Annotated in this window: 13 protein-coding genes; 11 read left to right on the top strand and 2 right to left on the bottom strand. The window is 59.5% G+C overall.

Annotated features, from left to right (window positions below; genetic code table 11):
- Positions 1-26: 26 nt before the first annotated feature.
- Positions 27-632, top strand: a complete 606-nt coding sequence (locus B2J69_RS12390; RefSeq protein ID WP_081139593.1) for a TetR/AcrR family transcriptional regulator — start codon at positions 27-29, stop codon at positions 630-632.
- 95 nt (positions 633-727) lie between these two features.
- Positions 728-1,408, top strand: a complete 681-nt coding sequence (locus tag B2J69_RS12385; RefSeq protein WP_081139592.1) for a type 1 glutamine amidotransferase domain-containing protein — start codon at positions 728-730, stop codon at positions 1,406-1,408.
- 70 nt (positions 1,409-1,478) lie between these two features.
- Here the strand turns inward: B2J69_RS12385 and B2J69_RS12380 are convergent, their stop codons facing one another.
- Positions 1,479-2,429: an Rpn family recombination-promoting nuclease/putative transposase gene (locus B2J69_RS12380; RefSeq protein WP_081139591.1), complete on the bottom strand. Its 951-nt coding sequence runs from the start codon at positions 2,427-2,429 to the stop codon at positions 1,479-1,481.
- A 193-nt stretch (positions 2,430-2,622) separates the two neighbouring features.
- Between B2J69_RS12380 and B2J69_RS12375 the strand changes: the two genes are divergently transcribed.
- From B2J69_RS12375 to B2J69_RS12360, 4 genes are all read left to right on the top strand, one after another.
- Entirely contained in the window at positions 2,623-3,186 is a 564-nt protein-coding gene (locus tag B2J69_RS12375; RefSeq protein ID WP_081139590.1) for a peroxiredoxin, read from the top strand.
- Between the two features lie 23 nt (positions 3,187-3,209).
- Complete coding sequence (locus B2J69_RS12370; protein ID WP_081139589.1) at positions 3,210-4,448, top strand: protein-disulfide reductase DsbD family protein; 1,239 nt, start codon at positions 3,210-3,212, stop codon at positions 4,446-4,448.
- A 61-nt stretch (positions 4,449-4,509) separates the two neighbouring features.
- Complete coding sequence (locus tag B2J69_RS12365; RefSeq protein ID WP_081139588.1) at positions 4,510-5,064, top strand: sigma-70 family RNA polymerase sigma factor; 555 nt, start codon at positions 4,510-4,512, stop codon at positions 5,062-5,064.
- Positions 5,051-5,695: an NrsF family protein gene (locus B2J69_RS12360; RefSeq protein WP_081139587.1), complete on the top strand. Its 645-nt coding sequence runs from the start codon at positions 5,051-5,053 to the stop codon at positions 5,693-5,695. Before B2J69_RS12365 ends, B2J69_RS12360 begins: the two co-directional genes overlap by 14 nt.
- On the opposite strand, the gene B2J69_RS12355 is transcribed toward B2J69_RS12360, so the two are convergent.
- Positions 5,692-6,900: a glycosyltransferase family 4 protein gene (locus B2J69_RS12355; RefSeq protein WP_236722719.1), complete on the bottom strand. Its 1,209-nt coding sequence runs from the start codon at positions 6,898-6,900 to the stop codon at positions 5,692-5,694. The genes B2J69_RS12360 and B2J69_RS12355 overlap by 4 nt on opposite strands.
- A 282-nt stretch (positions 6,901-7,182) precedes the next feature.
- Here B2J69_RS12355 and B2J69_RS12350 point away from each other — a divergent pair, with 282 nt between their 5' ends.
- The 5 genes from B2J69_RS12350 (at position 7,183) to B2J69_RS12330 (ending at position 12,687) form a co-directional block, all read left to right on the top strand.
- Entirely contained in the window at positions 7,183-8,391 is a 1,209-nt protein-coding gene (locus B2J69_RS12350) for an MFS transporter (protein ID WP_081139585.1), read from the top strand.
- Between the two features lie 4 nt (positions 8,392-8,395).
- Positions 8,396-8,560: a DUF2256 domain-containing protein gene (locus B2J69_RS12345; RefSeq protein ID WP_081139584.1), complete on the top strand. Its 165-nt coding sequence runs from the start codon at positions 8,396-8,398 to the stop codon at positions 8,558-8,560.
- A 360-nt stretch (positions 8,561-8,920) separates the two neighbouring features.
- Positions 8,921-10,132 carry an SfnB family sulfur acquisition oxidoreductase gene (locus tag B2J69_RS12340; RefSeq protein ID WP_081139683.1) on the top strand — a complete coding sequence of 404 codons (1,212 nt, stop codon included), beginning with the start codon at positions 8,921-8,923 and terminating at the stop codon, positions 10,130-10,132.
- Positions 10,133-10,141: 9 nt separating this feature from the next.
- Entirely contained in the window at positions 10,142-11,332 is a 1,191-nt protein-coding gene (locus B2J69_RS12335; RefSeq protein ID WP_081139583.1) for an SfnB family sulfur acquisition oxidoreductase, read from the top strand.
- Positions 11,329-12,687: an LLM class flavin-dependent oxidoreductase gene (locus tag B2J69_RS12330; protein ID WP_081139582.1), complete on the top strand. Its 1,359-nt coding sequence runs from the start codon at positions 11,329-11,331 to the stop codon at positions 12,685-12,687. Before B2J69_RS12335 ends, B2J69_RS12330 begins: the two co-directional genes overlap by 4 nt.
- Positions 12,688-12,706 lie beyond the last annotated feature (19 nt).

The following is a 12,706-nucleotide window of genomic DNA, read 5'->3' as shown; positions in this document are numbered from 1 at the left end:
GTCTAATTAGGGTTATCTTACCTCTCATGAACACAGTCACTAACAAACACAGAGAAGACATTCGCGAGCATATCCTCGCTACCGGCCAGCGTATCATGGCCAGCAAGGGATACTCGGCTGTCGGACTCAATGAAATTCTGACCGAAGCGGGCGTGCCGAAAGGCTCTTTCTATCACTACTTCGGTTCGAAAGATGCCTTTGGCGTCGCCATGCTGGAAAGTTATTTCGACGACTATCTGGCGAATATGGATAAGACGCTGGCTCAGCCCAACTGTACGATGCAGCAACGCCTGATGCATTACTGGCAGCAGTGGCAGGAGACGCAGTCCTTTCAGGATTGCCAGGGTAAATGCCTGGCCGTCAAGCTGGGCGCCGAGGTAGCCGATCTCTCCGAGGCGATGCGGCATACGCTGGAAAAAGGCACCGCCGGGATTGTGATGCGCCTGACGGATGCGATTGAAGCGGGCGTAGCGGAAGGTTCTCTGCATATTCAGCAGGCACCTGGCGTGGTGGCGGAAAATCTTTATCAACTCTGGCTAGGCGCCAGCGTGATGGTAAAAATTGTGCGCAACAAGCAGCCTTTTGCTTCCGCCATGCAGCTAACGCAGCAGCATCTTAACGCTGCCTCTTAACGAGGCAGCCAGCCGGAAACGGCTTTTTTTAGCGGCACAATCTAGACGACTGGTCTACTATTAATCACGACATACTCACTATGCGGAGAACGACGATGAAAGTACTGATGGTTTTAACCTCACACGACAAGCTGGGCGATACCGGACGTAAAACGGGTTTCTGGCTGGAAGAGCTGGCCGCCCCTTATTACGCTTTCAAAGATGCGGGCGCTGAGATTACTCTGGCGTCGCCGCAAGGCGGAAATCCGCCGCTGGACCCGAAAAGCAACGAGCCTGACTTTCAGACCGAGCTGACGCACCGCTTCGAAGCGGACGAGGAGGCTAAGGCGCAGCTCGCCACGACGGTGCGTCTGGATAGCGTTTCCGCCGCTGATTTTGACACCGTGTTCTATCCGGGCGGTCATGGCCCGTTATGGGATCTGGCGGAGGACTCGCACTCCATCTCGCTGATTGAAGCCTTTATCGCAGCCGGTAAGCCTGTGGCGCTGGTCTGTCATGCGCCCGGCGTGCTGCGTCATGTCAAAACCGCTGAAGGCCGTCCGCTGGTTGAGGGCAAAAAAGTCACCGGCTTCGCCAACAGCGAAGAAGAGGGCGTCGGCCTGACCCATATCGTGCCGTTCCTGGTGGAAGACGAGCTGATCGCTAAAGGCGGCCTCTATTCCAAAGGCGCAGACTGGGGTTCGTATGTGGTGCAGGACGGCCAGCTGATCACCGGCCAGAATCCGGGCTCCTCGGCGGCCACGGCGGCACAGCTGCTGAAGCAGTTAAGCAAGTAACCGCGCGTCAGATGGGCGGGAAAGTGCAGCATAACGCTCGGCCGGCTACCCGCAGGTAGCCGGCATCCGCTTAATGACTGATCTGCTTCAGATCGTCTTCCGACAGGCCCGTCATCTTCTTCACCGAGGCGACGTCCATGCCGTTTTTCAGCAGGTTACGCGCAATTTTCAGGCTGGCTTCCAGCTCTCCAAGCTGGCGGCCCTGCACAAGACCTTGCTCAAGTCCTTGTTCCAGCCCCTGTTCCAGCCCTTTTTTCAGGCCTATCTGCTCAAGCTGTTGTGCAAGGGTCATCAGTTCATCCTCATGTTGCGGCACGCGCTGTGCCAGTTCATGGAGCATCGCTTTTACATCCGGCGTTTCACCGGCCTGAAGCATATAGTTTATCAGCGCCATCACCTGTTGTCCGGTCATAAATTCCGTCAGCATCAGCGTCACCAGCTGGTCGAGCAGCGTCTGCAGGTCGCGCTGACGAATATGCTTCTGCAGCAGCGTTAAGGCCGCCATGCTGCGGTGCTGCATAATCTCTTCGTCTGGAATCGCCGTCACGTCCACCAGCGGAAAGTGGCCGCCATAGAGTTCAGCCGCGCGTTCTTTCTCGCGGAACAGGTCCAGCCAGTTCAGCGACCAGGGGTAGGGGCTACGCTTGCCCTGATAGAACAGAACCGGGATCACCAGCGGCAACGTTTTATGCCCGGCGTCAAGATGGCGCTGCATTGCCGCCACTGCATAGCGCATCAGACGAAACGCCATCAGCCTGTCCGGTGAACTCTGGTGCTCGATCAGAACGTGCACATAGCCGTCTCCTTTGGCGGTTTTCAGCGAGTAGAGCACATCGCTGTAGTAAGGACGCAGATCATCCTCGACGAAGCTGCCGGACTCCAGCTTCAGCGTCGCCAGGTCGCAAATCGCCAGCAGCGCAGGCGGCAGATGCAGCGTCATAAAATCGCGAGCGGTATCCGGGTGCGAGAGAAAGGTTTTGAACACCGCGTCATGCGGCGTGGGCGTAGGGTTGTTCTTCATCCTGATGTGGCCTCCGCTGACGGTAATCCCTTCGGCGGATAGTATCACAGCCCCGCGCGCCAGCCCTGTCCCAGCGCAATATTACTGCCAGCGAAAAAAAATATCCCGGCAGCGAAACCTTTTTGCCACCGCGAACGAAACTCTTATTACGTTCATCAGGCAACCTGCCCGATCGTCAATGGAGAGAAGAAGTATGCGTATGAAACAGAATCTGAAAACGCTGACGGCAGCCACGCTGCTCGCCCTGAGCCTGCCGCTGACCAGCGCCTTCGCCGCGCTGCAGGTGGGCGAGAAAGCGCCCGATTTCAAACTCGACGCCGCTCTGGCGGGTAAAGCGACCACCTTCTCTCTGCAACAGGCGTTGCAAAAAGGGCCGGTGGTGCTCTATTTCTTCCCGGCGGCCTTTAGCGCGGGCTGCACGCTGGAAGCGCACGACTTCGCCGAAGCTACCGAGGAGTTCAGCAAGCAGGGCGCGACGGTGATCGGCGTGACCGCTGGCAACACCGATCAGATTGCGAAGTTCTCGCAGCTGGAGTGCCGCGATAAGTTCACCGTAGCGGCCGATCCAGGCGCGAAAGTGGCGGCGGAATATAAAAGCACCATGGATTTCAAAGGCAAGACGCTCTCCGATCGCACCTCTTACGTGATCGCCCCGGATGGAAAAATCCTGCTCAGCTACACCGATAAAAACCCGGACGCGCATATCCAGAAAGCGATGGATGCAGTGAAAAAATATCGCCAGGCCAATCCGGCTTAACCTTTTATCCGAGCGAGTCTCTTATGCTGACAGCCATTGCCGCCGCCTTTCTGGGCGGCCTCATTCTTAATCTGATGCCGTGCGTCTTCCCGGTGATCTCGCTGAAGGCGCTAAGCCTGATCCGCCATCACGATAAACCGGCCGAGGCGCGCGCCGAGGGCGTGGCGTTTCTGCTTGGCGTGGTGATCACCATGCTGGCGCTGGTGGCGGTGCTGCTGCTGGCGCGCGCCGGCGGCGCGTCGGTCGGCTGGGGCTTTCAGCTGCAGTCTCCGCTGGTGATCGCGCTGCTGATTCTGGTGATGCTGGCGTCGGCGCTGAACCTTTTCGGCCTGTTTGAGGTTGGCCTGACGCTCCAGCGAGTCGGCGAAGTGGGCGGCGGGCGCGGTGGACTGCTGGGCTCGGCGCTGACCGGCGCGCTGGCTATCATCGTGGCGACGCCCTGCAGCGCGCCGTTTATGGCCAGCGCCGTGGGCTATGCGCTGACGCAGCCGCCGGCGGTCAGCGTGGTGATCTTTTTCGCGCTGGCGCTCGGCTTCGCCGCGCCCTTTACCCTTATCTCCTTTTTCCCGCTGCTGGCGCGCGTGCTGCCCGCGCCTGGCGCCTGGATGCTGACCCTGAAGCAGGGGCTGGCGTTTCCCATGCTGGGCGCCGTCGGCTGGCTGATCTGGGTGCTGGAGCGTCAGGCGGGTTCGGCTGCGCTGGCAGCGATACTGGGCTGCTGTCTGCTGCTGAGTTTTGCGGCCTGGCTCTACGGTATGGCGCAGAAACGCCGTATGATGGGGCAGCGTCACTGGGTGCTGCATCTTGCGACCGCCGTTTTTGTGCTGTTGATCGTGCCGCCGCTGCTTAACCTGAAGAGCGCCGCGCCCGCTGCCGAAGAGGCGGAAAGCGCCGAGGCCGCCGCCGCTGTCGCCTGGACGCCGCAGAACGTCGACGCCATTAAAGGGCAGGGCAAACCGATTCTGGTGAACTTTACCGCGTCGTGGTGCATTACCTGTCAGGTGAATGACCGCACCTCGCTGTCGACCCAGGCGGTGAAGTCGGCGATGGCGCGCACCAGCACCATCTACATGGTGGCGGACTCGACGAAGTACAATCCAGATGTCGAACAGGCGCTGAGCGACTTTGGCCGTGGCGGCCTGCCGCTCTACGTGGTCTATCCCGCCAACGGCGGCAAACCGGTAGTGCTGCCACAGGTCCTGACGCCGCGCATCGTGATTTCCGCGCTGGAGCAGGCGACGGAAAAGGGGAAAAAAACGTGAACAGGGTAATGAGTGAATAACGAGGCGATCCGCCGCATCGCCCGCGCTTTTCAGACGGGCAATGCCGGCGACTGACGCGCGCGCGCAGCACTGGCCAGCGTTAATGGCCCGTGCGCAGGCCGGCGATCAAGCGGCCTACAACCAGCTGCTAAAAGCGATGGTGCCCGCCATCCGCGCTTTCGTACGCCAAAAAATCGCCGACGACGCGCTGGTAGAGGACGTGATTCAGGAGACGCTGCTGGCTATTCATCGCGTGCGCCACACCTACGATCCGCGCCGCCCGGTGCTGCCGTGGGTGGCGGCCATTGCCTCGGCCAGAGCGATTGATGCGCTGCGTCAGCGCGGTCGCAATCAGGAAGTGCAGGATGAGGATGCGCTGAACGTCCACCCCGCAGAGCCTGCGGAGTTCAACGCCGGTCAGGATGAATTAACCGACTGTCTGGGCAGCCTGCCGGCGCGGCAGCGAGAGATTGTCGAGTCGGTCCATCTGCGCGAACAGAGCCTGGCGCAGGCGGCGGCGGAAAATAATCTTTCTCTCGCCGCGGTGAAGTCGCTTTTGCATCGCGCGATGCTCAACCTTCGTAAATATGGAAGCGGTAAACATGAGAAATCATGACCCCCTTATCGATCGGCTTAGCGCCTCGGCGCGGCCGGTGAGACGCATCTGGCCCACCCGCTGGCGCGTCGCCGGCTGGGTCGCCGCCGTGCTGCCGTGCGGCGCACTCAGCAGCTGGGCCTGGCACAGCCGCTATACCGACTGGTCGCAGCCTGGCGCGCTACCCGCCATGATGGCGCTGCTGCTCTCATTTATCCTTGGGATCGGCGCGATCTCCGGCGCCTTCAGGCTTAGCATCGCCGGCCATACGCCGCCTAAAACCGGATGGCTCTGGCTGCTGGCGCTGGTCTGGCTAGCGTTGAATCTGGGAAATCTCTCCTTTTCCCATCCGGCCGCCGGCGCGGGCCGCTTTGGCGAAGGCATTCACTGCTATCTGTTTATGCTCTCCGCCAGCCTGCCCATGATGGTGATTTCTGTTGTCAGCCTTTACCGCACGCGCTCGCTCAGGCCGGGCAAAAGCCTGGCGCTGGCGGGATGCGGCATCGCTTGTATGTCATCGATGCTGCTGTCGCTCTGCCACGACACCCACCTGCACGCCATCGATTTTCTGATGCATCTCGCGGCGGGCCTGACCATTATCGCCCTGACGATGCTGGCGGGGCGTCGCTGGATCTCGCTGGCGTATCCTTAAGCCTGGCTGGCGTGACGGTCAGCCACCTCATCAGCGAGCGCATAGATGGCGTTAAGCTGCTCCTGGAAGCGAACCGGATGATGGTGCGTCAGGATGCGTTCTACGGCGCAGCGGGAACGGGAGGCCACAGACGCGCTGTCAGCGATGATCGCCACAACGTACGCCTTAAGCTGCGTCACCAGCAAACGTCTCAGGGCTGACTTCTCCTCGGCCGATCGTATCGAAAGTTCAAACATATCGTTCAGGGGACAGGCAATAGTCCAGCCCGCCTCAGCAGGATTAATTTCGGGCAGCGCACGCACGTTAGTGGAAATAACCGGGCAGCCGCACGCCTGCATTTCCAGCACCGAAAAGCCATAGGTATCCTGCCAGCTGGGTAACAGCCCCACATGAGCGCGCTTAAATAACGCAATCATCTCGTCATTAGGACGAGAAGCGGTGTGTTTGAAAAAGGGATGCGCGCTTAACAGGCTTTCAATCTGCTGAAAAAAGGAGGCGTCATCCTGATAGTTGCCGTGGGCGAAATTGTATCGATGGTTAAGGTTGCCTGTTAAATTCACTTCCACGCTGTCGGCATCAATTAATCCTTCATCAGCCAGTTCGCTGAACGCCAGCACCACCTCCGCGCCGCCTTTACGATAAAATTCATTGCCGACGAAGGTAAAAATCACCTTGTCCTCTTGCTGCCGTGGGCCGTCATACAGCACCGGCTGGGGTGGATGAAGCGTGTGGAGTTTGGGCACGATGGCCGCCGCCTCGTCTGGAAACGCGGCCAGCAGTTTGAGCTGAATCTGCCTTGCCGCCTCCGACATCGCGACTATCGCCACACACTGCGGCGCGGCGACCAGCCTGAGCTGTTTACTTAATTCCGGATTGCTGAACTTAGGCAAGCCCGGCACGGGGAGCACCCTGGGCAGCTCGGTTTCAAAAGTAGACACCCAGGGTTTGCGCGTGCTGGCCACCTCGTTGAACAGATGAATAATCTGGCTATCTTCAGGCATTAACAGGCCAAAGGGACGAAAGATAAACAGTTTGTTTGAGCGGGCGAACGTCTGTTTTATTTTGTTAAGATAGAGCCAGAGGTTTTTATATCTGAAATTAATATAGGCGTGCTGTTTATTCACAATGATATTGCGTTTTTCGGGATAACCTTGCCCGCTTACGATTATTTTCATACAGCCCCCTGATAAATAAACCAGAAGCAACAGGTCAGCGAGAGAAAAGCGTTTAACAGAAGCTGATTATATAACCGCTGCGACATCGCCGTACTTTTTAAAATGTAACTAACCAGGAATATAAGAAAATCCCGCACTCAGTTTAGTTTTATTTATATAATATCCACGCCTTAACCGGGAATAATAAATCATCCAATCTATTAACTTATTTTATATATTTGACTGGCGTTAGCGGTCGGTCATTTTCCGTGCCAGGATTAAACGCAGCGGGAACCGCAGCGGGCGGCTCTTAACACAATGACGAGGAGCATGATGAAGCTGCGATCGCTGCAGGCGCTCTGCCTGGTGAACTTCTTTATGGCGGATGTGCGGGATGGTTTAGGGCCTTTTTTAGGCATCTTTCTCACGCAACATCACTGGCGCGCAGACGCCATCGGCTGGGTAATGTCTGCCGGCGGTCTGGCTGGGCTGGCGGCGACGTTCCCCGCAGGGTTGATAACGGACGCCACCCACGCGAAACGGCGGTTGCTGCTCGCCGGCTCGCTGACGATTACTCTTGCAACTTTACTGCTCTGGTTTTTTCCCGACTCGTGGATCGCGCTTTTTTCGCAGATCCTGACCGGCATCGCGGCCGCGTTTATCGCGCCGGTACTGACGGGCATCACGCTCGGCCTGACCGGGCCGGAGCAGTTTAGCCGTCAGATGGGGAAAAATGAGGCCTTTAACCATGGCGGCAATATGACAGCGGCGGCGATCGCCGGCATTGCGGTGGGATACTGGGGCCTGGGCGCGGTTTTTATCCTGATGACCGCTATGGCGCTGTGCGCGGCGCTTTGCGTACTGGCTATTCAGCCGGGCGAGATTAACCATCGTCTCGCTCGCGGATTAAGCGACGACGAAGCGGCGCATAACGTGCCGCGGCTGACGTCAGCGATGCGTCATCCCGCTATTATCATCAGCGGTCTGACGCTGCTGCTGTTTCATCTGGGCAATGCCGCGCTCTTACCGATGCTGAGTATGCGAGCCGCCGCCCACGATGACGCGGCCACCGTCGGCGTCTATGCCGCCGCGACCGTGGTCATTTCGCAGTGCGTCATGATCCCGGTCGCGCTGTTCGCCGCCAGCCGCGCGCAAAAATCGGGATACAGGCTGCTGATTACGGCGGCGCTGCTGGTGTTGCCGCTGCGCGCCGCGCTCGCTTCGCTATACGCTGGCCCCTTTGCCATGATCCCGGTGCAGATACTCGACGGGCTGGCCGCTGGCCTGCTGGGCGTTGCGGTGCCGGGCTATATTGTTAGCGTACTGGCGGGCAGCGGGCACACCAATGCCGGGCAGAGCGTTATTATGCTGCTGCAGGGCGCGGGAGCCGCGATAAGCCCGGCGCTGGCAGGCACCCTTGCCGCCCGTTACTCCTACAGTATCGCTTTTGCCGTGCTGGGTATAATCGCCCTGGCGGCGCTGATCATATGGTGGAGCGGGAGCCGGCTCAGCGTCAGGGCGTCGCCAGAGAGAGGAGGGTAGAAAGATGAGTGGTTTTAAAGGAAACAAACAGGCTCTGCCGGCGCGCTACTGCAAATACTGCCACAAGCCGATGAGCTGGCGAAAAAAATGGGAGAAGTGCTGGGAGGAAGTGCAGTACTGCTCTGAGCGCTGTCGCCGTGAGGCAAAGCGACAAAGCCGCACGATATAAAGTAGCGCAATGTGTGAAACGCTATGGAATAAATAACAACCTGCAACGTTATCAGACGGCGTCGCGGGTTGTTATTCATTAAGGCGCAGGCTCATTTTAATAAAACAAAAAAGCAATGCCATTTTAATCATAAGCCGCCATTTCCCTCTTCTTTCTCTTAATTTTTGCTGAAATAACACACCTGCTTTCAGTGCAGAAGCCAGATAGCACAAAAACAGATTTTCTTTGCGCTATTTGTAATATCCACGCTATTTACCTGAATTGAATTAGCGGCTTATTATCCCGTCACTTCACACTTTATTGCGACAGACAAATAAGCGTTTGTTTATTTTGATTGTCCTCTCTTTTACGGGAAAAACCATGAAACCACACGTCGACGATCCCGACATAAGTCAGGCAGCCGTGCTGACCGATAATCAAAAAGCGCTCGACGCGGCGCGTTTTCTGGCTGAACAGGCCAAAGCTGGCGCGCGGATTCGCGATCAACAGCGCGTTTATCCAGAAGAATTGCTGGAGCAGTTTACGCAATGCGGTTTGGGCAGCATTAGCGTACCGCGCCGCTTTGGCGGCGGCGGACTGAGCTATCAAACCGTGGCGGAAGTATTCCGCCTGATTTCAGCCAGCGATCCTTCGCTGGGACAAATCCCGCAAAACCATTTTGGGCTGATTCAGTTCATCCTGGGCGAAGGCTCACCTGCGCAGCAGCAAAACCTGCTGCAGGCGGTGGTGAGCGGGAAGCGGCTCGGCAACGGCGGACCGGAAAAAAACAGCCGCCATACGCGCGATGTGCAGGCCAGGCTGACCGCCACGCCGCAGGGAATACGCCTGAACGGCGAGAAATTCTACTCAACCGGCGCGCTGTTCGCTGACATTCTGGTCACCACCGCGCAGCAGGAAAACGGCCAGCCGGCAATGGCGTTTATACCGCTGCCCGCTGAAGGCGTGCAGATTATCGATGACTGGTCTGGCATGGGACAGCGCACCACTGCCAGCGGCACCGTGCGGCTGGCCAACGTGGCCGTCGATCCCGACTGGCTGATCCCGTTGCCCTCTGAAGAGAAGCCCACGCTGCGCGGCGCCGTATCGCAACTCATTCAGGCTGCCATTGACGCGGGTATCGCGCAGGGCGCGCTGGACGATGCGCTGGAGTTTGTCCGCAGCAGCTCTCGTCCCTGGGTTGACGCTAACGTCGAACGTAATGCTGACGATCCCTACATTCTTGCCGATGTCGGCCGCATTAGCACCGAACTGAGCGCCGCCAATGCGCTGCTCGCGCGCGCCGCCAGGGTGCTTGACGCTATCGATCCGCTCGCCATTACCGCAGAAAACAGCGCGCGCGCCTCCATCGCCGTGGCGGAAGCGAAGGTGCTGACGACCGACATCGCGCTGCGCGCCAGCGAAAAGCTGCTGGAGTGGGGCGGCAGCCGCGCCACGCTGCTGCAGCACGGGCTGGATCGCCACTGGCGCAACGCGCGCACGCATACGCTCCACGACCCGGTGCGCTGGAAGACCCATGCCATCGGCGACTATTACCTTAACGCGACCCGACCGCCGCGCCACGCCTGGATTTAAGGAGAGAGCATGACTCAGGTCCAACCAAAACAGCCTGCCGCGCGCATTGAGAGCGAACAGCAGGCGCTGGATGTGGCGCAACAGCTGGCGCAGCAGTTTCGCGCGGGCGCGGCGCAGCGCGATCGTGAGCGTCTGCTGCCGGACAGCGAACTGCGCCAGCTTTTTCAGTCTGGATTAGGCGCGATCACCGTGCCTCGCGATTACGGCGGCATCGCGCTCTCCACCGCCACGCTAGCGGCGATCGTCACCACGCTCAGCGAGGCGGACGCGGCGATTGGCCAGGTGCCGCAAAATCATTTTTACGCGCTGGAAGTGCTGCGCGTTAACGGCAGCGACGCACAGCAGCGACGGCTCTATGGTGAAGTGCTGGCGGGCGTGCACCTGGGCAACGCGCTGGCGGAATTTCACTCACGCGCGGCGCATCAGCGCAGCACGGCGATCCGCGACGGGCATCTCAACGGGACAAAATTTTATGCCACCGGCGCGCTCTTTGCCGATCGCATTCCTACGGCGGCGCGTAATGAAGAGGACAAAGAAGAACTGGTGTTTGTGCCGCGTCATCAGCCCGGCGTGACGGTAACGGATGACTGGAGCGGTTTCGGCCAGCGCACCACCGGCAGCGGCAGCGTCGCATTCGAGCAGGTGCCGGTTGCGGCTGAAGACAGAGTGCCGTTTCAGACCGCGTTTGAACGTCCCACCGCCCTCGGGCCCTTTGCGCAAATTCTCCATGCGGCGATCGACCAGGGCATTGCGCGGGCCGCCTTTAACGACATGCTCGACTTCCTGCGTCAGCGCGCGCGCCCCTGGCCAGACAGCGGCGTGGAGCGCGCCAGCGACGACCCGTTAACGCTTGACCGCACAGGGCGTCTGGCGGCTCGCCTGGCGGCAGGCGACGCGCTGCTGGAACAGGCTGGCGCGGCGGTTGACGTCGCGCAGCACTCTCCCAGCGAGGAGAGCGTCGCGCGGGCCTCTATCGAGGTGGCGAAAGCGCGCGCCTGGACCACCGACATTGCGCTTGAAGCGGGCAATCTGCTGTTCGAGCTTGCCGGCTCGCGCGCCAGCCTGCGCGAATACAACCTGGATCGTCACTGGCGCAACGCCCGCACCCATACGCTGCACGACCCGGTGCGCTGGAAATATCCCGCTATCGGCAATTACGTGTTGAATGGCGTCCTGCCGCCGCGCCGGGGCACCTTATGAGCGGCAAACAGGTTCTGCTTAACGCGTTTAATATGAACTGCGTCGGTCATATTCATCACGGCATGTGGACGCACCCGCAGGATCGCTCGGTGGAGTTTAACACCCTGAGCTACTGGACGGATTTAGCGCGCCTGCTGGAGCGCGGGCTGTTTGACGGCATCTTTATCGCCGACATTCTGGGGGTGTATGACGTCTATCAACAGGGCATCGAACTCACCGCGCGCGAGTCCATTCAGCTGCCGGTCAACGATCCGCTGATGCTGGTGTCGGCGATGGCGGGCGTGACGCAGCATCTTGGCTTTAGCGTCACCGCCAACCTGAGCTACGAGGCGCCGTTTCCCTTCGCCCGACGTCTGTCGACGCTCGATCATCTGACCCAGGGCCGCATCGGCTGGAACATCGTCACCGGCTATCTCGACAGCGCCGCCCGCGCGATGGGCAATACTCAGCTACTCGCCCATGACCGACGCTACGATCAGGCCGATGAGTTTCTCGACGTGAGCTATCAGCTGTGGGAAGGCAGCTGGCAGGAGGATGCGCTGGTGGTCGATCGGCGGCGTCGGCTATATGCCGATGCCAGCAAGATCCATGCGATTAACCATCAGGGCGAATTTTATCAGGTTGAGGGCTATCACCTCAGCAGTCCCTCGCCGCAGCGCACGCCGCTGCTGTTCCAGGCCGGCTCGTCCGCGCGCGGCCTGCGCTTTGCCGCACGTCATGCCGAATGCACCTTCGTTAACGCCAGCACGCCCAGCGCGATGCGCCAGCAGACGCAGCGGCTGCGTCATGCGGCGGTCGAGGCGGGACGCCATGCCAGCGATCTGCGCATTTTTATGGGCGTCGGCGTGATCGTGGCGCCGAGCGAGCGCGAAGCGCAGGAGAAGTACCGCAGCTATCTGGAATATGCCAGCCCGGAAGCGGGCATCGCGCATTTTTCCAGTTCGATTGGCGTCGACCTCGCGGCCTTCGATTTAGATACGCCGATCGAGACCGGCGAAACGCGCGCCATCGAATCGGTCAGCAAAGCCTATAGCGGCTGGACGCGACGTCGGCTGCTGGAGCAGCACGCCATGGGCAGCCGCTACCCGTTGATTATCGGCAATCCCTCGCAGGTGGCGGACGCGTTGCTGCACTGGATGGATGAAGGCGATATCGACGGCTTTAATCTGACGCGCATCCTCAACCCGCAAAGCTACCGCGATTTCATCGAACTGGTGGTGCCGGAGCTACAGCAGCGCGGCCGCTATAAAACGGCTTATCAGCCGGGTTCGCTGCGCAAAAAAATCTTCCAGTATGACCGCCTGCCTGACCGCCATCCTGCGGCGCGCTGGCGGCATGCTGCAGGCCCGCGTTGATGCATTTAACCTCAAGGAA

The organism is Pantoea latae, from assembly GCF_002077695.1.
Lineage (GTDB): Bacteria > Pseudomonadota > Gammaproteobacteria > Enterobacterales > Enterobacteriaceae > Pantoea > Pantoea latae.
Note: the sequence above shows the minus strand (reverse complement) of the source record. Positions and strands in the feature narration are given on the sequence as shown.

What these genes read in the sequence shown, in the direction of transcription:
- B2J69_RS12390 (WP_081139593.1), top strand. Translation starts at nt 27, where the DNA reads ATGAACACAGTCACTAACAAACACAGAGAAGACATTCGCGAGCATATC.
- B2J69_RS12385 (WP_081139592.1), top strand. Translation starts at nt 728, where the DNA reads ATGAAAGTACTGATGGTTTTAACCTCACACGACAAGCTGGGCGATACC.
- B2J69_RS12380 (WP_081139591.1), bottom strand. Translation starts at nt 2,429, where the DNA reads ATGAAGAACAACCCTACGCCCACGCCGCATGACGCGGTGTTCAAAACC.
- B2J69_RS12375 (WP_081139590.1), top strand. Translation starts at nt 2,623, where the DNA reads ATGCGTATGAAACAGAATCTGAAAACGCTGACGGCAGCCACGCTGCTC.
- B2J69_RS12370 (WP_081139589.1), top strand. Translation starts at nt 3,210, where the DNA reads ATGCTGACAGCCATTGCCGCCGCCTTTCTGGGCGGCCTCATTCTTAAT.
- B2J69_RS12365 (WP_081139588.1), top strand. Translation starts at nt 4,510, where the DNA reads ATGCCGGCGACTGACGCGCGCGCGCAGCACTGGCCAGCGTTAATGGCC.
- B2J69_RS12360 (WP_081139587.1), top strand. Translation starts at nt 5,051, where the DNA reads ATGAGAAATCATGACCCCCTTATCGATCGGCTTAGCGCCTCGGCGCGG.
- B2J69_RS12350 (WP_081139585.1), top strand. Translation starts at nt 7,183, where the DNA reads ATGAAGCTGCGATCGCTGCAGGCGCTCTGCCTGGTGAACTTCTTTATG.
- B2J69_RS12345 (WP_081139584.1), top strand. Translation starts at nt 8,396, where the DNA reads ATGAGTGGTTTTAAAGGAAACAAACAGGCTCTGCCGGCGCGCTACTGC.
- B2J69_RS12340 (WP_081139683.1), top strand. Translation starts at nt 8,921, where the DNA reads ATGAAACCACACGTCGACGATCCCGACATAAGTCAGGCAGCCGTGCTG.
- B2J69_RS12335 (WP_081139583.1), top strand. Translation starts at nt 10,142, where the DNA reads ATGACTCAGGTCCAACCAAAACAGCCTGCCGCGCGCATTGAGAGCGAA.
- B2J69_RS12330 (WP_081139582.1), top strand. Translation starts at nt 11,329, where the DNA reads ATGAGCGGCAAACAGGTTCTGCTTAACGCGTTTAATATGAACTGCGTC.